Genomic DNA, 26,600 nt, shown 5'->3' on the forward strand with positions numbered 1-26,600 from the left:
TTACGCCTGAATAACGTTAAGGCCGCGATCAGAATAATTGGCGAGGTATCCCGCCGAAAGTTTCCGCCCGGTCACAAGGTACGAAATCGCGTCAATGTCACATACGCGGTAAGGAAGGCTTATTTCGAGTTTATCGGCCGTTGTGACAGCAATGATTTCAGCAGTCTGGTTAATCATTGCGGCCTTGGTCGCGCGTTCTTCGGCCGTGCTGGTCGAAAGACCGGATTCGGGGTGAAGTGCACAGGTCCCCAAAAGGGCGATATCGGCATTGTAGTTACGAATTTCGTCAACCGTTGTCGGGCCGCTGACCACCATGTCGTTTTTCAACAGAAAACCACCAATCATGATGACGTTGGCGTTGGGGTGCTTGGCCAGTTCAACCGCAACCATGGGGTTAACCGTAATGATCGTGCCACGAAACGATGGTTTTAAATGCCGGGCGACCTCGCAGATGGTCGTGCCGCTGTCAAAAAAGAAAACACCGTGATCGGGGATAAGGTCGTTTGCGGTTTTTTTGGCGATGGCCGCGCGTTCGGGCTGAAGTTCCTTGGCGCGTTCGTCATAGGTTGCTGTGGCAGTATTGGGCAGGATTGCCCCGCCATAAATCCGGCGCAGGTGTCCTTCGTCTTCAAGTTGGCGCAAATCACGTCGGATCGTATCAAGAGATGCGTGAAACAAAGCGGCCAGATCATGGATATGGACGGTGCCATGGGCACGGACCAAGGTTTGTATTTCTTGTTGCCGGGTGGTGACGGACATGATCGTTTGCCTGTTGCGTAAGTTGCACGTTTTGCATGTTTTGCCGATAATGCGCATTTACGGCGTTTGGGCAACGGGGTCAACAAAAAACCGGCCATGACATTTCATGGCCGGTCTTGGTCTGAGGCAGTTGCTTTATCGTAACCGCGCAGATTGTCAGGCTTTGGCAAGCGCCTGTGTCAGATCAGCAAGGATATCGTCAATATGCTCGATCCCGATGGAAAGGCGCACGTAGCCATCGGTCACACCCGATGAAAGACGGTCTTCTTCTGAAAGCTGACTGTGAGTCGTTGTCGCCGGATGAATGGCGAGTGAGCGTGTGTCACCGATGTTTGCAACATGATAAAGAAGTTCCAGCGCATTGATAAACTTCTCACCGGCTTCCTTGCCGCCCGACAGTTCAAAGCCCATCAAGGATCCGTAACCGCCCTTAAGATAAGTGTCCGCACGTTTGCGGCTTTCGCCATCTTGCTGGCTGGGGTGAATGACTTTTGTGACCTTGGGGTGCTTGGACAGGAAGTCGGCAACCTTATTGGCGTTTTCGCAATGACGTTCCATGCGAAGGGCCAAGGTTTCCATGCCCTGAATGGTCTGGAACGAATTGAATGGGGAGGCGGCGGCTCCAATGTCACGCAGCACAGTGCAGCGCAGTTTGATAGCATAGGCAACCGGGCCAATCGGTTTGACGGCCTGCGTCCAGACAGCCCCGTGATAACTGGGGTCGGGTTCGTTCAGAAGCGGGAAGCGGGTTGCATGTTTTTCCCAATCGAATTTACCGGAATCAACCACGATCCCGCCAACCGATGTGCCATGGCCAGCAATGAATTTGGTTGTTGAATACATCACAATACTCGCACCATGTTCAATCGGTTTGCAAATGACCGGGGCGGCGGTGTTATCGACAATCAGTGGAATACCAAGTTCATCACCGATATTGGCGACATCGCGGATCGGGAAGACGTGCAATTTCGGATTAGGCAGGGTTTCGGCGTAATAGGCGCGGGTTTTTTCATCGGTTAGACGACGGAAGTTTTCAGGGTCGGACGGATCGGCAAAGCGGACCTCGATCCCCATCTGTTTAAAGGTATTGGCAAACAGGTTCCATGTGCCGCCATAAAGGTCGGTGGAACTGACAATATTGTCGCCAGCCTGGGCAATATTGAGAATAGAAAAGGTTGACGCGGCCTGACCGGACGCCAGTGCCACGGCTGCAACACCACCGTCAAGGGCGGCAACGCGTTGTTCAAGCACATCATTGGTCGGGTTCATCAGGCGGGTATAGATGTTGCCCAACTCTTTGAGCGCAAAAAGGTCAGCTGCGTGTTGTGTGTCACGGAACTGATAACTGGTGGTTTGATAAAGCGGTACGGCAACAGAACCAGTTGTCGGTTCGGCGCGGTATCCAGCATGGAGAACAATGGTTTCCGGTTTCATGGACGTCATGATGTCGTTTTCCCTGATTTATGATTTTTCTCTGAGGCAAAAAAGGTACGCGCACCGATAGGGCGTCAGCAAGAAACATTTGGTGATTTCGACAAATGTTTTGCACGTCGTTGGTGAGGCTGCGATGCATTGTGATAATTCGGTACTGTTATACCGAATGAATTGACAAACAGGCCGTTTCACGTTTACGTAAAGGGAAAATAGAAGAACATCAGAGGCGGCGATCCAATGGAATTCAACCTGACAGACGATCAGCAGGCTTTTGCTGATGCTGCCCGCGACTTTGCCCAGAACGAAATGGCGCCAAATGCGGGTGAGTGGGACGCAAAACATATCTTCCCCGAAGAAACCCTGCGCAAGGCGGCTGAGCTTGGCTTTGCCGCGATTTATACCCGTGATGAATATGGCGGGTCGGGCCTTGGGCGACATGACGCGGTTGTGATTTTTGAGGAACTGGCAGCGGCCTGTCCGTCGACTGCGGCCTATATTTCCATTCACAATATGGCCTGCTGGATGATTGACAGCTTTGGAACGGATGCACAACGTGCCCAGTTTCTGCCAAAGCTTGTCACGATGGAGCATTTTGCAAGTTACTGCCTGACCGAACCCGGTGCGGGGTCGGATGCGGGTGCCCTTCGGACCAGTGCGGTACGCGACGGTGATCATTATATCCTAAATGGTGAGAAGGCGTTTATTTCCGGTGGATCGCGTAGTGATATCTATGTTGTCATGGCGCGTACTGGGGATGATGGTCCGGGCGGGATTTCGACCTTTATTGTGCCAAAGGACGCCGTGGGCCTGTCCTTTGGCAAGCTTGAAGAAAAGATGGGCTGGAACAGTCAGCCGACCTCCGCTGTTATTTTTAGCAATTGCAAGGTTCCAGCCGAAAACCGCCTTGGTGCCGAAGGCGAGGGGTTCAAGTTTGCCATGAAGGGGCTGGATGGTGGGCGCCTTAACATTGCTGCCTGCTCAATCGGTGGGGCGCGTGCCGCGATGGACCATGCGCGTGACCATATGAAAGTCAGAAAGCAATTTGGCCGTAGCCTTGATCAGTTTCAGGCGTTGCAGTTCAAATTTGCAGATATGGTGACGGAACTCGAAGCCGCCCGCTTGATGCTGCATAAAGCCGCATGGAAACTCGACCTTAAGGCCGATGACGCAACTCAGTTTTGCGCCATGGCCAAACGGTTTGCGACCGATATCGGATTTCAAGTCTGTAACGAGGCCCTGCAACTGCATGGTGGATACGGCTATATTCGCGAATATCCGATTGAACGGTTGCTGCGCGATTTGCGGGTGCATCAAATTCTGGAAGGCACGAACGAAATCATGCGCCTGATCATATCGCGTGCCGCCCTAAAGGATTGAGAAATGACCAGCGAAAAAAACAACGATCAGAGCCAGCCGTCTGAAGTCCCCGTCTTGTTCAAAAAGGACGGACCGGTTGGTCATATCCTGTTGAACCGTCCGCGCGCGCTGAATGCGCTTGATCTCGATATGGTGGACATGATGGCTGCCCAACTGAAATCGTGGGAAAATGATCCTGCGGTCAAGGTTGTTGTTGTCGAGGGGGCTGGCGAGAAGGCGTTTTGTGCTGGTGGCGATATTCGCGGTCTTTATGATGCGCGCGCTGTTGACGACGAAGATATGCTCGATGCGTTCTATCGCCGTGAATATCATTTGAACCATGCCATCGCCAATTACCAAAAACCCTATGTCGCGATGATAGATGGCATCACGATGGGGGGCGGTGTCGGGGTTTCCATTCACGGTCGGTTCCGCGTTGTGACGGAACGCACCATGTTTGCCATGCCTGAAACCGGCATTGGCTTTTTCCCGGATGTTGGTGGTGGGTATTTCCTGTCGCGATGCCCCGGAGAAATCGGGATGTACCTTGGTTTGACCGGGGCGCGCCTTAAGGCGGCAGACTGTCTTTATGCAGGTCTTGCGACCCACGGTGTTCATGCCGATCAGGTTGCGGCAGTGAAAGCTACGTTGGTGCAGGCCGATTACGGTTCGGATGCCTTTGCCGCAGTCACAGAGATTCTGACCGGGTTTCATGCCGACATTGGCGCTGCCAGCCTTGTTGCGCAGCGTGATACGATTGATCAGGCATTTTCCGCTGACAGTGTTGCGGCAATTTTTGATGCGTTGGCGCGTGAGGACACGGCGTTCAACACAGATTGTCTTAAGACATTAAGTGGCAAGTCGCCAACAGCACTGTGCGTCAGTTTCGATCAAATCCGCCAAGGGCGGGATATGACACTGGCCGAGGTGCTGAATATGGAGTTTCGCCTGTCACAGCGCATGGTCCGCAAGCCCGATTTGTTTGAAGGGGTGCGTGCCGTGATTATTGACAAGGATCATGCGCCGAAATGGCAGCATGGTGATGTTGGGCAGGTTGATCCGCGTGAAGTGGCCGAATATTTCGCACCGTTGCCAGCGGATCGGGAACTGAATCTTTAAGTCACAGCGATCTGTGACGAATGTGATGAATACAAAGTCCCGCAAACGGGACGTCAGAGGAGACTTCAAATGGCGAATATCGGTTTTATCGGTCTGGGTAATATGGGCGGGCCAATGGCGGAAAACCTGCTTAAGGCTGGTCACGCGCTGAAGGTATTTGATCTGTCTGCAGATGCGGTGGCCAAGGCAGTTGAAGCCGGTGCCACCAAGGCAGATACCGTTGCCCAGGCTGTCAGTAATGTGAATTTTGTCGTGACGGTTCTTCCGGCGGGAAAACATGTTTTGTCGGTTTATGACGGACCGGATGGCGTGGTTGCCAATGCGGCACCCGGAACGATCCTGATTGATAGTTCGACGATTGAGGTGGATGCCGCGCGCAAGGCCGCAGACTTGGCAAAAGCCAAGGGGTTTGGCGCTGTTGATGCACCGATATCGGGCGGCACGGCCGGGGCGGCCGCAGGAACGTTGACGTTCATGGTTGGTGGTAGCGAAGCTGATTTCGCCAGTGCCGAGCCAATCCTTGATGCGATGGGCAGCAATATCATCCATGCGGGTGACAGTGGGGCCGGGCAGGCAGCCAAGATCTGTAATAACATGATTCTTGGCGTGAATATGATTGCTGTGTCCGAGGCATTTATGTTGGCCAAGCGTCTTGGTCTTGATGCGCAGAAGCTGTTTGATGTTTCATCAAAGGCGTCAGGTCAGTGCTGGGCCTTGACCAGTTATTGCCCGGTGCCGGGGCCGGTGCCAACGTCACCGGCAAACCGGGACTATCAACCGGGCTTTGCGGTGGACATGATGCTTAAAGATTTGAAGCTGGCCCAGCAAGCATCGGCGGCATCGGGGGCAACAACCCCGATGGGGGCGCTGGCGGAAAGCCTTTATGCGCTTTATTCCAATGGTGGAAATGGCGGTATGGATTTCTCGGCGATTGTCAAAATGCTTGATGGTGAGAAGTAACGCATCATCTTGACGAGTTGTTACGACGGGTCCGGTTCGCCGGGCCCGTTTTTGTTATAACTATTGCGTTGTCTGAAAATGCGCGCAAAATAGAGTGGTATTTTATCCCGAGTAAGGTTTTACGTTCGACATGAGCACGCGCCCAACCACGACCCGAGAGATTTATTTCGAACTGCGTCAGGTCGGAACCTATTTGCGGTGCACAGCGATTGACGGACAGACGGGAACAGAAGTGACTGTGGCAGGGCCGGTCAGCCGGAATCCGGAACAGTTGAAGCGGGTTGCTGCACGAAAACTTGAATACGTTCTCAACAAAGGATAATGTATACAATATAAAGAGCGGGTGGCGATGTCGGTCAGTGTTTTATTCCAATTCCAAATCCGGATTTGGTGATTTCTGCTAAATTCCGAAAGCCGCTTGCAGCCTTTGAACACATGTGTCTAAGGTTTGCGCTCTAATCGCGTTCCCGGACGGAAGAGCCACAAAAAGAATGGCCGTCTCCGGGAGCTAAACGGGGTCCTACCCGATAACAATAAGACGGAGGCTTTGCGGGGTTTGCAAGGGGGCAAGGGGGAGACTATGTCTCATCCAATCAATACATATATCTATGACTTGATGCCTTCTGTTGATCAGGCGAAGACCTTGTTTGTCTGTGCCAAATCTAAGGTTGTGCAATGGATTGGGCTTATTTCCTACAACAATTGATCAACGGTCTGACGCTGGGAGCCATCTATGGTCTGATCGCCATCGGTTACACCATGGTGTATGGCATCATCGGCATGATCAACTTCGCGCACGGCGAGATCTATATGATCGGTGCGTTTCACTCCCTGATCACCTTCCTGATCTGTCAGGCAGCAGGGATTAGCGGTATTTTACCGCTCACACTTCTTTTGATGCTGTTCGTTTCAATGGTTCTGACCTCGATCTATGGTTGGGGCGTTGAACGGGTCGCATACCGGCCGCTGCGCGGATCATTCCGGCTTGCAGCGCTGATTTCTGCCATCGGCATGTCCATCTTCCTGCAGAACTTCGTTCAGATTTCGCAAGGTGCACGCGTTAAGCCGATGCAGCCGCTTATTGAAGGCGGCATCACCATGATGAAAAGTGCGAACTTCGATGTTCAGCTGAGCTATATGCAGATCATCATTATTGTTCTTACCTTTGTGCTGATGGTCGTGTTCTCCACACTGATTGCCAAAACATCACTGGGTCGTGCGCAGCGCGCTTGTGAACAGGATCGCACAATGGCGGGCCTTCTGGGCGTCAATGTCAACCGCACAATTTCGACCACCTTTGTTATGGGGGCTGCCCTGGCATCGGTCGCAGGGATGATGGTGACACTGTATTATGGTGTGATTGATTTCTACATCGGCTTCCTTGCTGGTGTGAAAGCCTTCACCGCCGCTGTTCTGGGCGGTATCGGTTCACTTCCAGGTGCGATGCTCGGCGGGCTTTTGATTGGTCTGATCGAGGCATTCTGGTCGGGGTATCTCACGATTGAATACAAGGACGTTGCGACGTTCGGTATTCTCGTTCTCGTGCTGATCTTCCGCCCTTGGGGGCTGCTTGGTAAGCCTGAGGTGGAGAAAGTCTGATGTCTTCTGCATTTGCTTCATCTCGTACCAGCGGCTCAGAGATCGTCAAGGAACTCGCGTTCTTTGCCGTGATTGCGCTGCTCATGTCGGTCATGATCCTTGGGGTCGAGACCGTTGACCGTCCGACCGGTCTTGAACTGGCTGTGCGGTGGGACCTTGTCCTGATCGCCATTGGATCGACGGTTATTGGCCGTCTTGCCCTGATCGTTCGTCGTGAAGGTATTTCACGGCTGGTTCAGGCCCTCATGATTACGCTGGCTGCGGTTTGCGTTTTCGAAATGTTTGTGCGTTTCCGCGACATGGACGACCGTTGGGCATCGCCTGTGGTTCTCGACATGGCGGTTGACAGCTTCACAAGCATTGTTGTGACGGTTTGTTTCCTCGCGATTGTTTTTGCCATCGCGTACTTCTCGATGAAGGAAAAGAGTGCTGTTGTCGTTGATGAAAGCACGAAAATTTCATCGAAAATTCAGGTTGCCTATCGGTCCAATACCAAAAAAATCGGTTTAATCGGGATTATCTTCTTCTTCATTTTCCCGTTGATCTTTGGTGAAAACCGTTCTGCGATCGACCTTGCAACCCTTGTTATGATTTACATCATGCTCGGTTGGGGGTTGAACATCGTGGTCGGGCTGGCCGGTCTTCTTGATCTTGGCTATGTGGCCTTCTACGCTGTTGGTGCATATTCCTATGCATTGCTGTCGCAGAACTTCGATCTGAGCTTCTGGCTGTGCCTGCCGCTTGCCGGTATCTTTGCCGCAAGCTTTGGCATTATTCTGGGCTTCCCGGTTTTACGGCTTCGCGGTGATTATCTGGCGATTGTGACCTTGGGCTTTGGTGAAATCATCCGTGTTATCCTGATCAACTGGTATGATTTAACCGGCGGGCCGGATGGCATTTCGTCCATTGAACGACCGAGTTTCTTTGGGCTGGCGGAATTTTCGCGCCGTGTTCCGGAAGGTTCCATCGGGTTTGGTGATTTGATGGGTATTGAATACTCATCCATGCATCGCCTGATCTTCCTTTACTACCTGATCCTTATTCTGGCGTTGGTTACAAACTTTGTAACCATGCGCTTGCGTAAATTGCCGATCGGGCGGGCGTGGGAAGCGTTGCGTGAAGACGAAATCGCCTGTCGTTCTCTTGGCATCAATCCAACCAATACCAAGCTGTCTGCGTTTGCAATCGGCGCGATGTTTGGTGGTTTTGCCGGCGCGTTCTTTGCAACCCGTCAGGGCTTTATCAGTCCGGAAAGCTTCACCTTCCTTGAATCTGCTGTGATCCTGGCCATCGTTGTGATGGGCGGTATGGGCAGTCAGATTGGTGTGGTGCTTGCCGCGGTCGTGATGATTGGCTTCCCGGAAATGTTCCGTGAGCTTGCCGAGTATCGCATGCTGATCTTCGGGGCTGGTATGGTTGCCATCATGTTGTGGCGCCCACGTGGACTTTTGTCTTTCCGTGATCCGACCATCCTTTTGAATATGAGCAAGAAAGAAAAAGTTGCCGGAGAAGCCAAATGACCGACAACAACGTCCAACTTGAAGTCGAACACCTGACCATGCGCTTTGGCGGCCTGGTCGCCATTGATGATCTTTCTTTCACCGCGCGAAAGGGTGAGATCACGGCAATCATCGGCCCGAACGGGGCAGGGAAGACCACGGTCTTTAACTGTCTTACCGGGTTCTACGTTCCGACCGAAGGTCGTCTGACGCTTTATGCCAATGATGGGCCGCGTCTTTTGGAGCGTAGTGAAGGCTTCCGCATCCCACGCAACAATGGTGTGGCACGTACTTTCCAGAACATCCGCCTGTTTACCGGCATGACTGTTTTGGAAAACCTGATTGTGGCACAGCATAATGCCTTGATGGATGCATCTGCCTTTTCGCTGGCGGGTCTATTCAATCTTGGTCGCTATGCCAAGGCGGAGAAAGAGGCGCTTGAAACCGCCAAATTCTGGCTGAACAAGGTTGGTCTGTATGATCAGGCCGACTGGAACGCTGGCAACCTGCCGTATGGGTCACAGCGTCGCCTTGAGATTGCACGTGCGATGTGTGTGAACCCTTCACTGCTGTGTCTTGATGAACCGGCAGCTGGCCTTAACCCTCGTGAGTCTTCGGAGCTTAATGTTCTGTTGCAGAGCATCCGTGATGATCAGGGGATTGGTCTTTTGCTGATTGAACATGACATGAGCGTCGTCATGAAGATTTCCGATCATGTGATCGTGCTTGATTACGGTAAAAAGATCGCCGATGGCGATCCCGATGCCGTCAAGAATGATCCGGCTGTTATTCGTGCTTACCTCGGTGAGGATGAAGACGATGAATTGCCGCCGGAAGTCGCTGCCGACCTTCATCTTGATCCGAAAGCGCAGTGAGGGAGTAGATCGATATGTCCATGCTGAAAATTGAAGGTGTACATACCTTCTATGGCAATATCGAAGCCCTCCGGGGTGTCGATATGGAAGTCAACGAAGGTGAAATCGTTACACTGATCGGCGCCAATGGCGCTGGTAAGACGACTTTGCTGATGACGTGTTGCGGGTCACCGCAGGCCACCAAAGGACGCATTTTGTTCGAAGGTCAGGATATCAGTCGCATGCCAACGCATGAGATTTGCCATCTTGGTATTCAGCAGTCGCCCGAAGGTCGTCGCATTTTCCCGCGCATGTCTGTGCATGAAAACCTGCAGATGGGAGCAAACACCCAGGATCCGAAGTATTTCGAAGACGATCTTGAAATGGTGTTCGATTTGTTCCCGCGTCTGAAGGAACGTATCAACCAGCGTGCCGGGACGATGTCTGGTGGTGAGCAGCAAATGCTGGCGATTGGCCGTGCGCTTATGGGCCGTCCGCGTCTGTTGTTGCTTGATGAACCGTCGCTTGGCATTGCGCCGCTGGTCGTAAAGCAGATCTTTGAAACCATCAAAAAGATCAACCGGGAAAAGAAAGTTACGGTTTTCTTGGTCGAGCAGAACGCGTTCCATGCGCTCAAGCTTGCCCATCGCGGTTATGTGATGGTGAACGGCAACATTACCCTTTCGGGAACAGGTGCCGAACTTCTGGCCAATCCGGAAGTCCGCGCAGCTTATCTCGAAGGTGGCCACTAGGAGGGCGGATATGGAAGCGATTACAGGTACCAGTACTGGTGTCACGATCGGAATGACCGTCATCCTGATGGGGTTCTGTGCATTCATGACCGGGCAGGCGATTGCCAATACGTGGCGTTCTGTCCATCAGCTCTATGCATATTCATTGCTGCTGGGGCTGACTGACCGGTTTCTGACCTATGCGTTGTTCGAGGGCGAGTTACTTTCGCTTTCGGGCTACATTTTTGACACGGTGATCATTTTTGCGATCATGTCGGCAGCCTTCCGCGTGACAAAGGTCAACAAGATGCTGTCGCAATATCCGTGGCTTTATGAGCGTGTCGGGCCGTTTGGGTTCCGCGCACGTGAAGGGGCGGACGTCTGATCATCCGATGGTGGCAGGGTGTTGCCACCATCACGTTGCTAAATTGTTGGCAGCGCATTGCTTTGTACTATTGCACACCAATTTATGGGTGTTAAAGTACACGGAGATGAAACCGGTAATCGGAAGATAAAACGAGCCGGTTTTGTGTCCAGAAAGACGGTTCTGTCATGGTGACGGAACCAACCTTTGGAACAGGGAGACTTCTCTAATGTCGAAAACCAAGCTCGGCCTTCTGGCAACTGCTTCTGCACTTGTACTTTCGATGGGTGTGGCAAAAGCAGACATCGTTATCGCGACCGTTGGTCCGATGACCGGCCCTTATGCCGCCTTTGGCGAACAGATGACCAAGGGCGCCGAGAAAGCTGTTGCGGACCTCAATGCGGCTGGTGGCGTTAACGGCGAAAAAGTCGTTCTCGAAATCGGCGATGACGCATGCGATCCGAAACAGGCTGTGGCTGTTGCCAACCAGCTCGTCAGCAAAGATGTTGCACTTGTTGCTGGTCACTTCTGCTCGGGTTCTTCGATCCCGGCTTCTGAAGTGTACTTCGAAGAAGGCATCGTTCAGATTTCTCCGGCTTCGACCAACCCGCAGCTCACCGAGCGTGACATGGACAACGTATTCCGTGTTTGCGGTCGTGATGACCAGCAGGGTGAAGTTGCTGGTAAATACTTGGCTGAAAACTATGGCGACAAGAAAATTGCCATCGTTCACGACAAACAGGCTTATTCCAAAGGCCTGGCTGACGAAACCAAGAAAAACATGAACGCTGCTGGCGTTGAAGAAGTCATGTACGAAGCCATCACCCCGGGTGAAAAAGATTACTCGGCACTGGTGACCAAACTGAAATCTGAAGGCGTTAACGTCCTGTATTACGGTGGTTACCACACCGAGCTGGGCCTGATTGTTCGTCAGATGCGCAGCCAGGGCCTTGATACACTTGCAATCTCCGGTGATGCACTGAACTCGCTTGAGTATTGGTCAATCACGGGTGATGCCGGTAAAGGCACGCTCTTCACCGCTGGTCCGGCTCTTGAAAAAGATCCGCGCAACGCTGAACTCGTAAAATACTTCGAAGCTCAGAACTACAAGCCTGAAGGTTATACCCTTTACACCTATGGTGCGATCCAGGCTTGGGCACAGGCTGCAACCAAAGCCGGTACCACTGACTCCGAAGCTGTTATCGAAGCTCTGCACAGCGGCGATGCATTCGACACCGTTCTTGGCTCCATCTCGTTTGATGCCAAAGGTGACGTTGCTGCTCCGGGTTATGTTTTCTACGAATGGGAAAATGGTTCGTACGATTACGCAAAATAATCAAATCATCTGATTTGGGAAAAGCCCGGCTTCTTGCCGGGCTTTTTTATGGGTGGTGTCACGTCCTGAAATACGTTGTCACCTACAGGAGATGACAATGTCTACTTCAGGCAAAGTGCGTCGTAAGCGCACACAACGAGATTACAACATGGGCTTTAAACTGGCTGTTGTTGATCAGGTTGAAAAAGGTGAACTGACCTATAAGCAAGCGCAGGACCGCTATGGCATTCAGGGACGAAGTACAGTCCTGAACTGGTTGCGCAAACATGGTAATCTCGACTGGTCCACAGCGAGGCACACAGCCATGTCCAAATTGGAAGAAACCCCGGAACAAAAGATCAAGCGTCTTGAAAGGGAGCTTGAGGATGAGCGGATCCGCGTCATGGTCCTTGATGGCATGATGACCATTCTGGATCAGGAATATGGAGCGGGCTTGCGAAAAAAGTATTCATCCGAACTGCAAGAACATTACAGGCGCAAGGCAAAGTCAGTCTGAGCAGAAGCTGCCGTTGTTTTGGTTTGTCGCGGCAATCGGTTTACCAAATTACTGCACCGTCGTCGACAGCGACAGGTGCAGCTTGAACCGTTGCATGCATGTGTGATGCGCTTGCGTCAGCACATGCCCCGTCTCGGCACACGCAAACTCTATCACCTGCTTACCGGGGATCTGCGCCGACTTGGCATCAAGCTGGGGCGAGACGGTTTGTTTGACTGGTTGCGTGAACAACGCCTTCTGGTCAGGCCGCGTAAGAACTTCACCAAAACAACCAACAGTCACCACTGGATGCGCAAACACCCAAACCTGTTGATCGAACGCAAGGTGGTTCGCCCCGAGGAGATTTTTGTCAGCGACATCACCTATGTCGAGAGTGACCAGGGCATCCATTATCTGTCTCTGGTAACGGATGCCTTCTCACGTAAAATCATGGGACATGTTCTCAGCCGCGAAATGAAAGCATCGGATGTGGTTGGCGCCCTGAAACAGGCGGTGCGCAATCGACTGACGACACATCCCCTGATCCATCATTCTGACCGGGGATTACAGTACTGCTCTGGCTGCTATCAATCTGTCTTGCGCAAACACAGGATCACTCCGTCGATGACAGATGGATATGATTGCTATCAGAACGCGCTGGCCGAACGCATCAACGGCATTCTCAAACAGGAATTCCTGTTTCACCGCTGCAAGACATTCGAAGATCTCAGGCAACTGGTCAAGGAGGCTATACAGACATACAATACCATGCGACCGCACCTCGCACTGGCGATGCAAACCCCAGAACAAGTGCATCAAAAAGCCAGCGGACGATATCCGCTGGCTCCTTGAAAACCGTCAACGTATTTTAGTCGTTTGGTGATCGGGCAGGGCGTGTTACTTCGCCTTGCGACCAAGACCGATTTTCTTGGCAAATTGCGAACGCTGTTTTGCATAGTTCGGCGCAACCATCGGGTAATCAGATGGCAGACCCCATTTCGCACGGTATTCTTCCGGCGTCAGGTTGTAGGTCGTGCGCAGATGGCGTTTTAGCATTTTCAGCTTTTTGCCGTCTTCAAGGCAGATGATGTAATCATCACCAACCGATTTGCGGATCGGAACAGCCGGTTTAAGCGGTTCTTGCTCTGGCTCGCTCTCGTCGGCGCGGATTTCATCGAGTGAGCCAAATACGGTCGAAATCAGTTCAGGGATTTGTGCCGCGGCAAGTGCGTTGTTACTCACATATGCAGAAACAATATCGACGGTCATCTGCAAGAGTTCGTCGCGATCAAGCACGCTATTATCGGCGTCAGCCATGAGTGACAGTTTCCTTTAGTTTGAAAATTACATAAAAATTAATGCACTAATTACCCGATATAGTCAAACAACAGAAAAGAGCAAGAGGATTTAATAATAAAATGATTTAATCAAAGTACATTCGATTGCATCAGTGGTACCCAATTGTCTGTTGTCATTAAAAGGCGGTCATGTCCGAAAAACTAATATTGTGGGCTGCGAATAATCGTGCTGGGTGTGCTTAATGGTGTTTCTTTAAGTTCATCACGCTTTGATCATTTGCGCGTATGTGGGGGTAATAATAATATTATAGCGTGTGTGAAGCTTCACAACATGACTGGCGCAACGATTTCTGTTGTTGGAGCGCATATCTGGTCTTCGTAAAACTTGCAGATCAGGGTGTCCTGCGCGTTGGCAGTTTGCGTCCTATATGCTACAAGGCGCTCAAATTTAATCACTGACTTCGTTCAAGGGCGCGCCGATGACTGTAAAGACCATTGCCATTGCTGCCGATCATGGTGGCGTCGAACTTAAAACCGCAATTATCAGTGCTCTTAAGGATCGCGGCATTGAAGTTTTCGATTTTGGAACGAACGGCTCCGAATCTGTTGATTATCCCGATTATGCGCAAGCCGTTGCCAAATCGATTATTGATGGTCAATCCGAAGCGGGCATTCTTGTATGTGGCTCTGGGATCGGCATGAGCATTGCCGCCAACCGTTTCCCGGAAGTGCGCGCTGCCTTGGCGCATGATCGCCTTTCGGCCGAGCTTTGCCGTCAGCATAACAACGCGAATGTTTTGTGTCTCGGCGCGCGCATCGTGGGTGACGCGAAGGCACTTGATTGCGTGGATGCGTTTATTTCGACCGAGTTTGAAGGCGGTCGTCACGCGCTTCGTGTTGCGAAGATGTCTTAATCCTACCAATTACACCGCCATCTGGCATCAACCAGACCGGGTTGGTTCGCTTCGGTTCGCACCAACCCGTCATATTGCATTGAGAGAGGCCCCAGCATGTCGTTCAAAGGCTTTTTCACGACCAGCTTGTCCGACGCCGATCCGGCATTGTTCAAATCCGTCACCGATGAACAGGATCGTCAGCAAAACCAGATCGAGATGATTGCTTCGGAAAACATTGTTTCCAAAGCCGTGATCGAAGCTCAGGGAACGGTTCTGACGAACAAATATGCCGAAGGTTATCCTTCGCGTCGTTATTACGGCGGGTGCGAATTTGTTGATGTTGCCGAGCAGCTTGCGATTGATCGCGCCAAAGAACTGTTTGGCTGTGAGTTTGTCAACGTTCAGCCACATTCCGGTGCGCAGGCGAACGGTGCAGTTATGCTGGCACTGTGCAAGCCGGGCGATACCATTCTGGGGATGTCGCTTGATGCTGGTGGCCATCTGACCCATGGCGCACGTCCGGCCCTGTCAGGTAAATGGTTCAATGCCATCCAGTACGGTGTACGTGAAGACGATTTGACCCTTGATTACGATCAGGTCGAAGCCCTTGCTGTTGAACACAAGCCTGCCTTGATCATTGCAGGTGGTTCTGCCATTCCGCGCCAGATTGATTTCAAACGGTTCCGTGAAATCGCCGATAAAGTCGGCGCACTTTTGATGGTTGATATGGCGCACTTTGCCGGTCTGGTTGCCGGTGGTGTGCATCCGAGCCCGCTTCCTTATGCCGACGTTGTAACCACCACCACGCATAAAACCCTTCGTGGTCCGCGTGGAGGCATGATCCTGTCGAACAATCTTGATATCGGCAAAAAGATCAACTCGGCTGTGTTCCCTGGCTTGCAGGGTGGTCCGTTGATGCACGTGATTGCAGCAAAGGCGGTTGCCTTTGGCGAAGCACTGCGTCCGGAATTCAAAGATTACACGCAGCAGATCATCGACAATGCCAAAGCACTGGCAGAAGTTCTGGTGAAACGCGGTTTTGATATCGTGACCGGCGGCACGGATACCCATCTGATGCTGGTTGATCTTCGTCCCAAGGGCCTGAAGGGCAACACAGCAGAAGTCGCACTTGAGCGTGCGGGCATCACGTGCAACAAAAACGGCATTCCGTTTGATACCGAAAAACCAACCATCACGTCGGGTATCCGTCTGGGTACACCAGCCGGTACGACGCGCGGGTTTGGTGTTGAGGAATTCAAACAGATCGGTGAGCTGATCGGTGATGTTCTTGACGCAATGGTCGATAGCCCGGAAGGCAATTCCGAGGTCGAAGCCGCTGCGCGTGCGAAGGTCGAAGACCTTTGCAAACGCTTCCCGATCTATTCCTGATCGCGCCAAGAGCGAGTAAAGAAAATGCGTTGCCCGTTTTGCGGACATACTGACACACAGGTCAAGGATTCCCGTCCGACCGAAGAGCATCATGCTATTCGCCGTCGCCGGTTCTGTCCTGCATGCGGATCACGTTTTACGACATTTGAACGTGTTCAACTGCGTGAACTGATGGTTGTCAAAACCGACGGGCAACGCGAATTGTTCGACCGCGACAAACTGGCGCGGTCGATCTTTCTGGCCTGTCGTAAACGCCCGATCGAGGACGAACGTGTTGAAAAGGCCTTAAATGGCATTCAACGGCGCCTCGAAAGCAGCGGTGAAAGTGACATTACCACCGATACCATCGGTGAAATGGTAATGGAGGCGTTAAACGCACTCGATCAGGTGGCGTATGTGCGCTACGCTTCAGTGTATAAAAACTTCCGCGAAGCCCGTGATTTCGAACAATTCGTGGAAAACATGCAGGACGGGGAAGAAGAGGCGGACGCAGAGTAATGACAGCCCCCGCGTTTACAGAAGACGACCGGCATTTCATGCGGGTCGCGTTAAGCCTGTCTAAACGCGGTTTGGGAAATGTCTGGCCAAACCCGGCTGTTGGCTGCGTTCTTGTGTCCCCTGACGGTGTAGTTGTCGGGCGTGGTCATACCCAACCCGGTGGTCGTCCGCACGCTGAACGTGTTGCCCTTGATATGGCAGGCAGCCTTGCAAAGGGGGCGACGGCCTATGTCACTCTTGAGCCCTGTAGTCATTTTGGCAAATCTCCACCATGCGCATCTGGCTTGATTGATGCGGGTGTTTCCCGTGTTGTCAGTGCGCTTGAGGACCCCGATGCCCGTGTATCAGGGCGGGGCCACCAAATGCTGCTGGACGCAGGGATAAATGTTGATGTTGGCCTTCTGGGCGAAGAAGCACGTCGTTTGAACGAAGGGTTTCTGTCGCGGGTTGCGCGTCATCGTCCTTTCGTGACGCTGAAACTGGCATCGACCCTTGATGCGCGTTCGGCCACCGCACACGGTGAAAGTCAGTGGATCACAGGGACAGATGCACGCGCGCAGGGGCATCTTCTGCGGGCCAATCATGACGCAATCCTTGTTGGTGCCAGCACCGTTGTTGCCGATGACCCGACCCTGACATGTCGTCTTGCCGGGCGGGAGCATCAATCGCCTGTGCGCGTCATTCTTGATCGGACCGGTGCTGTGCCAGCATCAGCGAAACTTGTTCAAACCGCGAATGAGGTTCCTACCTGGCTTGTCGTATCAGGCGATCACTTTGCCGAACTATCGGAAAAATTTGAAAAAACTTCGGTAAAAGTGATCGCTGCGGGATGCGTTGACGATCATTTGAACCTACATGACGTCATGCGAAAGTTGGCTGATCTGGGACTAACGCGTGTTCTGGTCGAAAGTGGCGGGAACCTTGCTGCCGGGTTGATCAAAGCGGATTGTGTTGATCGGGTTGTTCATTTTACGGCCCCGTCGATGATGGGCGATGATGGTAAGGCAATGGTCGCGGCACTGGGTGTGAAGCAGCTTTCAGATATGCCACGGTTCAAACGTGTTTCGGTTCGCGAAACAGGTGAAGATATCGTGGTAACCTACGATAATAAAACGGATTAAGTGCATGTTTACTGGCATTATCACCGATATTGCAAACGTTCGCGCAATTAAAAAAACGGGCGATACCCGTTTTGAATTCACCACATCTATTGATACGTCCAAGATCGTTTTGGGGGCATCAATTGCGTGTAATGGCGCGTGCATGACCGTGATTGAAACCGGCGACAACTGGTTTGCGATTGAAGCATCTGCCGAAAGTCTTGACCGGACCACGCTTGGTGATCTGTCAACGGGATCGAAAGTTAATCTTGAACAAGCGACACGCGTTGGCGACGAACTGGGCGGGCATATCGTGTCGGGCCATGTGGACGGTGTCGCGACACTGACCAAACGTGTTCCTGAAGGCGATTCTTTGCGTCTGACCTTTGAAGTGCCGGAAACCTTTGCCAAATATATTGCGTCAAAGGGGTCAGTGACCCTTGAAGGTGTATCTTTGACGGTCAATGAGGTTGACGGAAACACTTTCGGTATCAATCTGATACCTCATACACAGATACACACCACGTTGGGTTCGAAGCAGCCGGGTGACCGGATCAATTTCGAAATCGACATGCTTGCACGCTACGTTGCGCGCATGCTGGGCAAGGATTGATCACAGATGCCAAACAATTATCTTTCGCCGATTGAAGACGTCATCGAAGAAGCCCGCAATGGTCGGATGTTTATTCTGGTTGATGATGAAGACCGCGAAAACGAAGGTGATCTTGTCATTCCCGCTCAGATGGCAACCCCGGATGCCATTAACTTCATGGCGACCCACGGGCGCGGGTTGATCTGTTTGACCCTTGAGAACCAACGGTGCGACGAATTGGGCCTGACAATGATGAGTGCCCATAACGGCACGCGTCACGAAACGGCCTTTACCGTGTCGATTGAGGCAAAAACAGGTGTGACCACCGGGATTTCTGCACCGGACCGTGCGCGTACGGTGGCGGTTGCCATTGATCCGAACGCGGGGCGGCATGATATCGTGACACCAGGCCATGTGTTTCCGCTGCGGGCGCGGGCAGGCGGGGTGCTTGTTCGGGCTGGTCATACCGAGGCATCGGTTGATATTGCGCGTCTTGCCGGATTGAATGCGTCGGGCGTGATTTGCGAAATCATGAGCGATTCCGGCGAAATGGCGCGCCTGCCGGAACTTGTTGAATTTGCCAAGAAACATGACCTTAAAATTGCACAGATTGCCGATTTGATCCGGTATCGCCGCAAACACGAGAAAGTCGTGCAGCGCAAGGCAACGACGAAGATCAAAAGTTCCAATGGCGGCGAGTTTGACCTTCATCTGTATGTCAACAACGTCACCTATGCCGAACATATCGCGCTTGTAAAAGGCGACATCAGCGACGATGCGCCAGTCTTGACCCGTGTGCATGCGCTTAATGTTCTTGATGATGTGTTGGGCGATACGCAGTCGGGTCATCATGGCCATTTGGCAGCCGCAATGCGCCAGATTGGCGACGAAGGACGCGGCGTCGTTGTCCTGATCCGTGAGCCGCGCCCCAACAGCTTGTCTTCTTCTGTTGCAAAGCTGATTGAGTTGAATGGCGGAGACGGCGAAGCCCTGCGTCAGGAACTGGCGCAGGCGACAGGTGAAACAGATTTGCGCGATTACGGCGTTGGCGCACAAATCTTGCATGATCTGGGTATTCGCGACATGATTCTGCTTTCAAATACCAAACGCCACATTGTAGGACTTGACGGCTTCGGTCTAAATCTGGTTGATCAGCGTCCGCTTGTCGTCTCGGAGGAATAAAACCATGAAAAACGCCCCCCACATTTTGATTGTGGATGCGCCGTATTACACGCATATCGTTGAAGACCTCGTGAAGGGGGCTGCATCTACTTTGGAAGCTGGTGGCGCAACGTGGGACCGCATTTCGGTATCAGGCGCGTTCGAAGTGCCAATTGCCATCCGTTATGCGGTGCAATCCATGCAAGAGCTTGCAACCGGTCCGCGTTATGACGGGTATTTAGCTCTTGGCTGTGTTATCCGCGGCGAAACGACCCATTACGATCACATTTGCGAAGAAGCCAACCGTGCTTTGATGCAGCTTTGCCTTGATCTTCGACTGGCGATCGGGAACGGTATCCTGACCGTTGAGGATGAGGCACAGGCAATTGCACGCTGTAAGGCCGATCAGAAGAACAAGGGTGGCGAGGCTGCCAAAGCTGTTCTGCGGATGATCGAAGTTCAAAACCATTTTGGAATCCATCACAAGTAATGACTGATAAACCAAAGGCATCTGCCGCACAGCGGCGCAGCGCAGCGCGTTTTTCCGCCATTCAGGCACTTTACCAGGCCGAACTGTCGCAGCTTTCGGCCGGTGACATCGTTCGGGAATATTCCGATTTTCGGCTTGATGGCGAAGGTGGACGTGATCTTGATATCACCAATGACGATTTGATTGATCCGGATCGCGGCTTTTTTGCAGATCTGGTTCAGGGGGTCGCGGCCCGCATGGTTGATATCGATGCGTTGATCGATGGCGCCCTTGAAAAAGGCTGGACAACCAAACGTTTAGAGACGGTTCTGCGCAGCATCATGCGTGCAGGTACCTATGAACTTATGGCGCGTGAAGACGTTCCGATGCGTGTTGTTATCACCGAATATGTCGATGCAGCCCATTCATTCTTTGATGAGAATGAACCAAAACTTGTCAATGCGGTTCTTGATCGCATTGGCAAAACGCTGCGTCCCGGTGAAGCCGGGAAAAACTGATATGGCAGCGCGGTCAGGGGAATTTGATCTGATCGCGCGCCATTTTGCGCCTATTGCACTGCGTGACCCTGCGGCATTGTCGCTTAAAGATGATGCCGCGGTCTTTACACCGCCAACCGGCTGTGAAGTTGTCGTCACCACCGACGCGTTGGTTTCCGACGTCCATTTCCGCAATCTTGATGCCCCTGAGTTGATCGCCAAGAAGGTTCTGCGTGTGAACCTTTCTGATCTGGCGGCAATGGGCGCGACCCCGCTTGGCGTGGTTCTGACGGCAGGATATGGCCCGGATGTGTCCGAAGACTGGATAGAATGCTTCGCCAAAGGGTTTGGCGAAGATTGTGCGGCCTATTCGGTTGCGTTAATGGGCGGCGATACGGTCGGAACGCCCGGTCCAACATTTTTCAGTCTGACGGCATTCGGCTATGTCGCGACGGGCAGGGCTCTGCGACGCGATCAGGCGCGGCCCGGCGACCTTTTGGCCGTTACCGGCACGTTGGGTGACGCGGCGATTGGTTTGTCTGTCCTGGCGGGTGACTGTAATGACCTTGATGACGTGGCGCGCGATCACTTACAGGATCGCTATTGGTTGCCTCGTCCACGCATTGATATCGCGAAATCCTGCATTTCATTGGAAAAACGGTTTGCCGCGATGGATATATCGGATGGATTGGCGGGGGATTGTCGCAAGATTTGTGCAGCATCAAGCGTTGGCATGACGATTGATCGAATGAAAATCCCGCTGTCAAATCCCGCGTTGCAAGCCGTTGAGCATGATGAACACCGATGGCAAAACGTTTTGGCTGGCGGTGATGACTATGAATTGCTGATCGCGGGCGCGCCAGATGACGTGGCCGCATTGGGGGATCAGGTGACAGTTATCGGCACAGTTACCGACAAGGTTGGGCAAGTCGAATTGATCGGGCCAGATGGCAAAATGGCCGAACTCGCACCGGGCGGGTTCGACCATTTTCGATAAAGCCTGAACGCGTGATCAGGGTGCTGTTCTATTTACCTTCGCTGAAACGACCAAGGTTGCCAAACAGCTGTTGCAGAATGGTCATTTCACGACCTTCGGTCGGCGTAACGCGATCAGATGGAATAACCGGTTTACCATCTTCAAGATCATATTCGCTGAGGATGTTGACACGGTTTGCCTTGTCAAAGCTGATCAGGACAACTTTTTGCTCAACGGTTTCGGGGGCAAAAAAAGCGACGGTTTCCGTCCTGCGCGAAATATAAAGCCATACATTTTCGTCAAACGCGGCGACGGTGGATGGGGAGCCCAAAATATCGGTGACATCGCCCTTGGTCGATTCTCCGATTGTGATCTGTTCAAGCATTTCTGGTTCCGGCGCGTTACCGCGCGACGCGACCCGGGGACTGCAAGCCGATACATACAGGACGGCCAGTCCTGCCAGCATCATCAGGGGAATGCGTGTAGTTTTATTGTGCATGAAGCTCACCAGAGCGACCCTCTTATTGAAACCAAACCGGAATTGCCTTGAGTTTCTGCGCGATGCGCATGATATTGCCGGGCAATGTTTGGGGCAGATGCGCCCCTAAAGATTTACGGCATTCTGCGTGCCACGACAGGAATGTCAACGAAGGAGTGTTACTGTTGTTTGGATGGCTTAAGAAAAAAGACCGCAACCAGTCGGCTGCGTTCGATCTTTACACCGCAATGGTCACCCAGGCGCGCCAGCCCGTATTCTATTCAAAGCTGGGCGTTGCCGATACGTTGGAGGGCAGATTTGACCTTATTCTGGTCCATGCCTTCATCCTGTTTCGCCGCTTGAAAACCGAAAATGGTGACAAGGATCTGGCGCAGAAGGTATTTGACGTGATGTTTGCTGATCTTGATCAAAACATGCGTGAAATGGGCATTGGCGACGTTGGAATTTTAAAGCGCATCCGTAAAATGTCGGAATCGTACCACGGTCGGATCGTTGCATATGAAGAAGGTGTGCAAAGTGGTGCTGCCGAACTTGCCGCTGCCTTGAGCCGCAATCTTTATGCCGATACCGAAGTCCGTGACGAACAACTTATGGCATTGGTTGGCTATGTGCATGACGCACTGACCATGCTTGAAAAACAGCCAGTCTCAGAAATACAAAACGGCGATGTGCGTTTCCCGGATGTGCCGGTGCCCGCCGTAATCGCAAACTAATTGAAAAAAGAGTCCACCCATGTCTAAAAAATATACCCCGGAATTTTCCCGCATCGTTAACACCGAAGAACAGGTCAGTAAAAAAGAGAAAATCATCCTTGAAGCCAGCGCACAGGAACGTGCGGCCTTGGCCAAGCGGTTTGAGTTGGTCTCGATTGACAGCCTGACGGCTGAACTGACAATCATTGCGGCATCAAATGGCGAAGTAACGGTGCGCGGCCCAATGCATGCGCAGATCGTACAGAGCTGTGTGACGACACTTGAACCTGTGCCTGAAATGGTTGAAGACGAGGTCAAAGTACTGTTCTCACCGCACGTGTCAGAAGAAGACATGCCGTCAAACCCTGATGATCTCGAAGACCTGTCAGAAGATGAATTGATGGCACTTCTTGATCAGCCAGAACCGCTTGTTGACGGCAAAATTGATGTGGGTGAGGTCGTTTCGCAATTTTTGGCCGTCGCAATGAACCCGTATCCGCGCAAAGATGGCGCAGAACTTCCTGAGGCTGCTTTGATCGAAGAAGAATCTGATGAAGAACGCCCGAACCCGTTTGCCAAGCTTGCTGGTCTCAAAGAGCAGCTTGAAAAGAAGAAGTAAGCCGGTTTCGGCTTGAAAATTTGACACGATGTGTCAGGTGGGATGCCGGTCTTTACCGGCATTTCACTTTTATGGAATACAGTGCGGGTCGGTTACGCTGGTAAGGTTGGTTCGGTTCGTGTGCTTTACCTTGTATCTGGTCGAGAATTCCGGTAATTACGGGCGTTCCGGCCAATAGATGACAGGTGACGGTCCAAAGGGCCACCTGCCGGAAATCCGGTTCAGATGTTTTAGAACAACCATAAGAGAAGACGTTGCCTGAACAGGTTTGCATATCACTTGACGCGATGGGAGGAGACCACGCGCCAGAGATGGTCGTAGCTGGTGCGGAGATCGCACTTAAGAGGCTCCCCCATCTCAAGTTTTTGATGTTTGGCGATGAAGCGCGACTTACGCCGCTGCTTGCCAAATACCCAGCATTGAAAGCGGTGAGCGAGGTTCGCCACGCTTCGCAAGAAGTCACGATGGACGACAAGCCTTCTGTCGCGCTGCGTCAACGCCGTGACTCCAGCATGCGCCTGGCGATCAATGCGGTCAAAGACGGTAGCGCACAGGGTGTCATATCGGCCGGGAATACCGGTGCGTTGATGGCGATGGCAAAATTCGTTCTAAAAACCGTGCGCGGTATCGATCGTCCCGCCATTGCGACATATATGCCGACCCAGCGTGGCGAAACCGTCATGCTTGATCTTGGTGCCAACATTGAATGTGACGAGAACAATCTGGTGCAGTTCGCCCTGATGGGGGAAGTATTTACCCGCATTCTGTTTGGCCTTGAAAAACCGTCGGTTGGCTTGCTTAACGTTGGAATCGAAGAGCTTAAAGGCAACGAATCGGTAAAGAAGGCTGCGGTGATCCTGCGCGAAATTGATTTGCCGATCCGCTTTGCTGGTTTTGTTGAGGGCGATGATCTTGCAAAAGGTACGGTCGATGTGATCGTCACCGATGGTTTTACCGGCAACGTTGCCCTTAAAACCGCAGAAGGCACAGCACGACTTCTTGTGCATTTTCTGCGTGAAACCTTCAAAAGTTCATTTTTTGCCAAACTTGGCTATCTTCTTGCGCGTCGTTCGCTTCAGCGTTTTCGCGACCGTATGGATCCGCGCCGCTACAACGGTGCGATGTTGCTTGGCCTTAATGGTATCGCGGTTAAAAGCCATGGCGGCACGGATGCTCTTGGGTTCTCAAATGCGATTGGCGTTTGCCATGATCTGATTGTGAATAATCTCAATGACAGCATCAAAAATGAACTTGCTGCCTTTGAACAGGCCATGTCAGGTAAAACAGTAGAAGAAATTGCTGTTTCTGCCGGTCAGGCCGACTGATAAATTCAACAAAATACTAGAAAACTGGCGGTCTTCACATCATGACAGTTCGTTCTCGCATTATTGGTTGCGGCTCCTACCTTCCTGCAAATGTCGTAACCAATGACGAGTTGGCAAAGCGCGTCGATACATCCGATGAATGGATTGTTGCGCGTACAGGTATTCGTCAACGTCACATTGCTGCCGAAGACCAGACCACCAGCGACCTGGCGGTTGAGGCGGCAAAAAAGGCGATGGAACATGCCGGCGTTACGGCTGCTGATATCGATCTGATTATTGTTGCGACTGCGACACCTGATAATACATTCCCAGCGACCGCGACCAAGGTTCAACACCGTCTTGGTGTGACCGGCTTTGCCTTTGACGTTCAGGCCGTATGTTCTGGCTTCATCTATGGTTTGACGACAGCTGATATGTATATCCGCAACGGTCAGGCCAAAACCGCCCTTGTGATTGGTGCCGAAACATTTTCGCGTATTCTTGACTGGGAAGACCGCCGGACCTGTGTGTTGTTTGGTGACGGGGCAGGGGCTGTTGTCGTTCAGGGATTTGAAGGTACCGGAACGCTCGAAGATCAGGGCATCCATGCCAGCCGTTTGCATTCAGACGGCAGCAAGTATGAACTTCTTTATGTTGACGGTGGCCCATCTGCCACCCAGACCGTTGGACATCTGCGGATGGAAGGCAAAGAAGTCTTCCGTCATGCCGTAACCAACTTGGCCGCTGTGATTCGTGAAGTTCTTGCTGATACAGGGCTTGAGGCCGCTGACATTGACTGGCTGGTTCCCCATCAGGCGAACCGTCGCATCCTTGACAGCACGGCCAAGAAATTCGGAATTTCGCCAGACAAGGTTGTGGTGACTGTTGATCGTCACGCCAATACGTCGGCGGCGTCGATTCCCCTGGCATTGGCAGAAGCCGTGCATGATGGACGCATTAAACGCGGCGATATCGTTATTCTTGAGGCGATGGGTGGTGGTTTTACTTGGGGCGCATCGCTCGTTCGCTGGTAAAATGACGGCAGTTATCTTTGGTGTTAGGCAGAAAAGAACGCCATTTCCTTAAAAATCACAACATTCCGCCATAAAGCAGTGTATCCTGTTGATATTGACTGATTTCGCCACCAGATATAGCCTTGTGTATATAGTCCCGAAATAAGGAGGCGGCCTGTTATGTCGGAAACAACGATTACCCGTGCGGATCTCGCTGAAGCCGTTTACCAGGAAGTAGGTCTGTCGCGGAACGAGTCCGCCCAGCTACTTGAAACTGTTCTTGATGAAATTTCGACCGCGCTGATCAAAGACGAAGTGGTGAAGATTTCCTCGTTTGGAAGCTTCTCTGTACGTCAGAAAGGCCAGCGTATCGGACGGAATCCTAAAACGGGTGACGAAGTGCCCATCTTGCCGCGGAAGGTTCTTGTGTTCCGACCGTCGCAGGTGCTGAAAGCCCGCATTAACGCTTAAGAAAAGAAGTCATGAAAACGAACTTGGGGGCTGCGGCGGGACCATCCCGCCGGACAGCAAAGTCTGATTCTGCCTTTCGTACAATTAGCGAGGCAGCAAAAGAACTTGGTCTTCAACAGCATGTGCTGCGGTTTTGGGAATCCAAGTTTCCTCAAATCCAGCCAATGAAACGGGCTGGCGGGCGTCGCTATTATCGTCCGGAGGATATCGAATTCCTCGCCAGTATTCGGACGCTGTTGCATGATCAGGGTTTCACCATCAAAGGTGTCCAGAAGCTGCTTGATCAGAACAAGGGCAAACTTCCCGGTGAAATCACGGTAAATGCCAATGATGTTGATCAGGGTTCTGTTGGCGGTTTTGCATCCGGTGTTTCAAGCAATACCGGATTGAATAAAGCTGCGGTTGAGGGGGTTCTTGGTGAATTACAGGAACTGCAGGACATCCTTCGTGCTAGCTTGCAAGACATCAAAAAAAATCCATAAAAACCATTTGCGTCTTTGGCGCCGCGCGGCTATTTATCGAGCCGCGCTAAAGAGCGCAAACATACGGTCGGAGCGTGGCGCAGCCTGGTAGCGCACCTGCATGGGGTGCAGGGGGTCGGAGGTTCGAATCCTCTCGCTCCGACCAATTTATTTCCCCT

29 protein-coding genes, 1 tRNA gene and 1 pseudogene are annotated in these 26,600 nt (G+C 52.2%); 27 read left to right on the forward strand and 4 right to left on the reverse strand.

Features of this window, described 5'->3' with window-relative positions; translation table 11 throughout:
- Window positions 1-759 (reverse strand): DeoR/GlpR family DNA-binding transcription regulator, encoded by a 759-nt coding sequence (locus AC0VXT_RS09305; RefSeq protein ID WP_475548382.1) that lies wholly within the window; start codon window positions 757-759, stop codon window positions 1-3.
- Window positions 760-915: 156 nt separating this feature from the next.
- Window positions 916-2,202 (reverse strand): O-acetylhomoserine aminocarboxypropyltransferase/cysteine synthase family protein, encoded by a 1,287-nt coding sequence (locus tag AC0VXT_RS09310; RefSeq protein ID WP_475548383.1) that lies wholly within the window; start codon window positions 2,200-2,202, stop codon window positions 916-918.
- A 228-nt stretch (window positions 2,203-2,430) separates the two neighbouring features.
- Here AC0VXT_RS09310 and AC0VXT_RS09315 point away from each other — a divergent pair, with 228 nt between their 5' ends.
- The 11 genes and pseudogenes from AC0VXT_RS09315 (at window position 2,431) to AC0VXT_RS09365 (ending at window position 13,338) form a co-directional block, all read left to right on the forward strand.
- Window positions 2,431-3,570 (forward strand): acyl-CoA dehydrogenase family protein, encoded by a 1,140-nt coding sequence (locus AC0VXT_RS09315; RefSeq protein WP_475548384.1) that lies wholly within the window; start codon window positions 2,431-2,433, stop codon window positions 3,568-3,570.
- A 3-nt stretch (window positions 3,571-3,573) separates the two neighbouring features.
- Window positions 3,574-4,668 carry an enoyl-CoA hydratase/isomerase family protein gene (locus AC0VXT_RS09320; RefSeq protein WP_475548385.1) on the forward strand — a complete coding sequence of 365 codons (1,095 nt, stop codon included), beginning with the start codon at window positions 3,574-3,576 and terminating at the stop codon, window positions 4,666-4,668.
- Window positions 4,669-4,737: 69 nt separating this feature from the next.
- On the forward strand, window positions 4,738-5,628 hold the full coding sequence (gene mmsB, locus AC0VXT_RS09325) for a 3-hydroxyisobutyrate dehydrogenase (protein ID WP_475548386.1): 891 nt from the start codon (window positions 4,738-4,740) through the stop codon (window positions 5,626-5,628).
- Between the two features lie 130 nt (window positions 5,629-5,758).
- Window positions 5,759-5,950: a DUF6898 family protein gene (locus tag AC0VXT_RS09330; RefSeq protein WP_081649506.1), complete on the forward strand. Its 192-nt coding sequence runs from the start codon at window positions 5,759-5,761 to the stop codon at window positions 5,948-5,950.
- A 353-nt stretch (window positions 5,951-6,303) separates the two neighbouring features.
- A complete protein-coding gene (locus AC0VXT_RS09335) occupies window positions 6,304-7,227 on the forward strand; it encodes an ABC transporter permease subunit (RefSeq protein ID WP_475548387.1) in 924 nt (307 codons plus the stop codon).
- Window positions 7,227-8,747 carry a high-affinity branched-chain amino acid ABC transporter permease LivM gene (livM, locus tag AC0VXT_RS09340; RefSeq protein ID WP_475548388.1) on the forward strand — a complete coding sequence of 507 codons (1,521 nt, stop codon included), beginning with the start codon at window positions 7,227-7,229 and terminating at the stop codon, window positions 8,745-8,747. Before AC0VXT_RS09335 ends, livM begins: the two co-directional genes overlap by 1 nt.
- Window positions 8,744-9,601, forward strand: a complete 858-nt coding sequence (locus tag AC0VXT_RS09345) for an ABC transporter ATP-binding protein (protein WP_022732283.1) — start codon at window positions 8,744-8,746, stop codon at window positions 9,599-9,601. Before livM ends, AC0VXT_RS09345 begins: the two co-directional genes overlap by 4 nt.
- Before the next feature lie 20 nt (window positions 9,602-9,621).
- A complete protein-coding gene (locus AC0VXT_RS09350) occupies window positions 9,622-10,332 on the forward strand; it encodes an ABC transporter ATP-binding protein (protein ID WP_028791542.1) in 711 nt (236 codons plus the stop codon).
- 10 nt (window positions 10,333-10,342) lie between these two features.
- On the forward strand, window positions 10,343-10,696 hold the full coding sequence (locus AC0VXT_RS09355; RefSeq protein WP_022732281.1) for a DUF6867 family protein: 354 nt from the start codon (window positions 10,343-10,345) through the stop codon (window positions 10,694-10,696).
- Window positions 10,697-10,904: 208 nt separating this feature from the next.
- Window positions 10,905-12,011, forward strand: coding sequence for a branched-chain amino acid ABC transporter substrate-binding protein (locus tag AC0VXT_RS09360; RefSeq protein WP_475548389.1), 1,107 nt, complete (start codon window positions 10,905-10,907; stop codon window positions 12,009-12,011).
- A gap of 97 nt (window positions 12,012-12,108) precedes the next feature.
- Window positions 12,109-13,338: pseudogene (locus AC0VXT_RS09365) on the forward strand (IS3 family transposase).
- Between the two features lie 45 nt (window positions 13,339-13,383).
- On the opposite strand, the gene AC0VXT_RS09370 reads toward AC0VXT_RS09365, so the two are convergent.
- Window positions 13,384-13,803, reverse strand: a complete 420-nt coding sequence (locus AC0VXT_RS09370) for a Ros/MucR family transcriptional regulator (RefSeq protein ID WP_101300534.1) — start codon at window positions 13,801-13,803, stop codon at window positions 13,384-13,386.
- Between the two features lie 460 nt (window positions 13,804-14,263).
- Here AC0VXT_RS09370 and rpiB point away from each other — a divergent pair, with 460 nt between their 5' ends.
- From rpiB to thiL, 9 genes are all read left to right on the forward strand, one after another.
- Window positions 14,264-14,698 carry a ribose 5-phosphate isomerase B gene (gene rpiB, locus AC0VXT_RS09375; RefSeq protein ID WP_022732278.1) on the forward strand — a complete coding sequence of 145 codons (435 nt, stop codon included), beginning with the start codon at window positions 14,264-14,266 and terminating at the stop codon, window positions 14,696-14,698.
- 96 nt (window positions 14,699-14,794) lie between these two features.
- Entirely contained in the window at window positions 14,795-16,069 is a 1,275-nt protein-coding gene (glyA, locus tag AC0VXT_RS09380; protein ID WP_101300531.1) for a serine hydroxymethyltransferase, read from the forward strand.
- Between the two features lie 24 nt (window positions 16,070-16,093).
- Window positions 16,094-16,567 (forward strand): transcriptional regulator NrdR, encoded by a 474-nt coding sequence (nrdR, locus tag AC0VXT_RS09385; protein ID WP_022732276.1) that lies wholly within the window; start codon window positions 16,094-16,096, stop codon window positions 16,565-16,567.
- Window positions 16,567-17,688, forward strand: coding sequence for a bifunctional diaminohydroxyphosphoribosylaminopyrimidine deaminase/5-amino-6-(5-phosphoribosylamino)uracil reductase RibD (gene ribD, locus AC0VXT_RS09390; RefSeq protein WP_475548390.1), 1,122 nt, complete (start codon window positions 16,567-16,569; stop codon window positions 17,686-17,688). The genes nrdR and ribD overlap by 1 nt, the downstream gene beginning before the upstream one ends.
- 4 nt (window positions 17,689-17,692) lie before the next feature.
- A complete protein-coding gene (locus AC0VXT_RS09395) occupies window positions 17,693-18,280 on the forward strand; it encodes a riboflavin synthase (RefSeq protein WP_475548391.1) in 588 nt (195 codons plus the stop codon).
- 6 nt (window positions 18,281-18,286) lie between these two features.
- The gene (gene ribB / locus AC0VXT_RS09400) at window positions 18,287-19,441 is read left to right on the forward strand and encodes a 3,4-dihydroxy-2-butanone-4-phosphate synthase (RefSeq protein WP_412776227.1); all 1,155 of its coding nucleotides are present in this window, start codon (window positions 18,287-18,289) and stop codon (window positions 19,439-19,441) included.
- A 4-nt stretch (window positions 19,442-19,445) separates the two neighbouring features.
- A complete protein-coding gene (gene ribH, locus AC0VXT_RS09405; RefSeq protein WP_022732272.1) occupies window positions 19,446-19,910 on the forward strand; it encodes a 6,7-dimethyl-8-ribityllumazine synthase in 465 nt (154 codons plus the stop codon).
- Window positions 19,910-20,407: a transcription antitermination factor NusB gene (gene nusB, locus AC0VXT_RS09410; RefSeq protein ID WP_022732271.1), complete on the forward strand. Its 498-nt coding sequence runs from the start codon at window positions 19,910-19,912 to the stop codon at window positions 20,405-20,407. The genes ribH and nusB overlap by 1 nt, the downstream gene beginning before the upstream one ends.
- 1 nt (window position 20,408) lies before the next feature.
- Window positions 20,409-21,383: a thiamine-phosphate kinase gene (gene thiL / locus AC0VXT_RS09415; protein WP_475548392.1), complete on the forward strand. Its 975-nt coding sequence runs from the start codon at window positions 20,409-20,411 to the stop codon at window positions 21,381-21,383.
- A 28-nt stretch (window positions 21,384-21,411) separates the two neighbouring features.
- Here thiL and AC0VXT_RS09420 read toward each other — a convergent pair whose 3' ends face one another.
- Window positions 21,412-21,861: an outer membrane protein assembly factor BamE gene (locus AC0VXT_RS09420; protein WP_475548393.1), complete on the reverse strand. Its 450-nt coding sequence runs from the start codon at window positions 21,859-21,861 to the stop codon at window positions 21,412-21,414.
- Window positions 21,862-22,025: 164 nt separating this feature from the next.
- Between AC0VXT_RS09420 and AC0VXT_RS09425 the strand changes: the two genes are divergently transcribed.
- The 7 genes from AC0VXT_RS09425 to AC0VXT_RS09455 all read left to right on the forward strand — a co-directional run bounded on the left by AC0VXT_RS09425 (window position 22,026) and on the right by AC0VXT_RS09455 (window position 26,587).
- Entirely contained in the window at window positions 22,026-22,574 is a 549-nt protein-coding gene (locus AC0VXT_RS09425) for a ubiquinol-cytochrome C chaperone family protein (protein WP_475548394.1), read from the forward strand.
- 19 nt (window positions 22,575-22,593) lie between these two features.
- On the forward strand, window positions 22,594-23,172 hold the full coding sequence (locus AC0VXT_RS09430; RefSeq protein ID WP_475548395.1) for a YceD family protein: 579 nt from the start codon (window positions 22,594-22,596) through the stop codon (window positions 23,170-23,172).
- 254 nt (window positions 23,173-23,426) lie between these two features.
- Complete coding sequence (gene plsX, locus AC0VXT_RS09435; RefSeq protein WP_051145985.1) at window positions 23,427-24,497, forward strand: phosphate acyltransferase PlsX; 1,071 nt, start codon at window positions 23,427-23,429, stop codon at window positions 24,495-24,497.
- Window positions 24,498-24,538: 41 nt separating this feature from the next.
- Window positions 24,539-25,510 carry a beta-ketoacyl-ACP synthase III gene (locus AC0VXT_RS09440; protein ID WP_475548396.1) on the forward strand — a complete coding sequence of 324 codons (972 nt, stop codon included), beginning with the start codon at window positions 24,539-24,541 and terminating at the stop codon, window positions 25,508-25,510.
- 159 nt (window positions 25,511-25,669) lie between these two features.
- The gene (locus AC0VXT_RS09445) at window positions 25,670-25,960 is read left to right on the forward strand and encodes an integration host factor subunit alpha (RefSeq protein WP_101300519.1); all 291 of its coding nucleotides are present in this window, start codon (window positions 25,670-25,672) and stop codon (window positions 25,958-25,960) included.
- A gap of 11 nt (window positions 25,961-25,971) precedes the next feature.
- Complete coding sequence (locus tag AC0VXT_RS09450) at window positions 25,972-26,442, forward strand: MerR family transcriptional regulator (RefSeq protein ID WP_475548397.1); 471 nt, start codon at window positions 25,972-25,974, stop codon at window positions 26,440-26,442.
- Window positions 26,443-26,510: 68 nt separating this feature from the next.
- A tRNA-Pro gene (locus AC0VXT_RS09455) sits at window positions 26,511-26,587 on the forward strand.
- Window positions 26,588-26,600: the final 13 nt, after the last annotated feature.

The organism is Thalassospira sp. Z349TD_5, assembly GCF_056173045.1.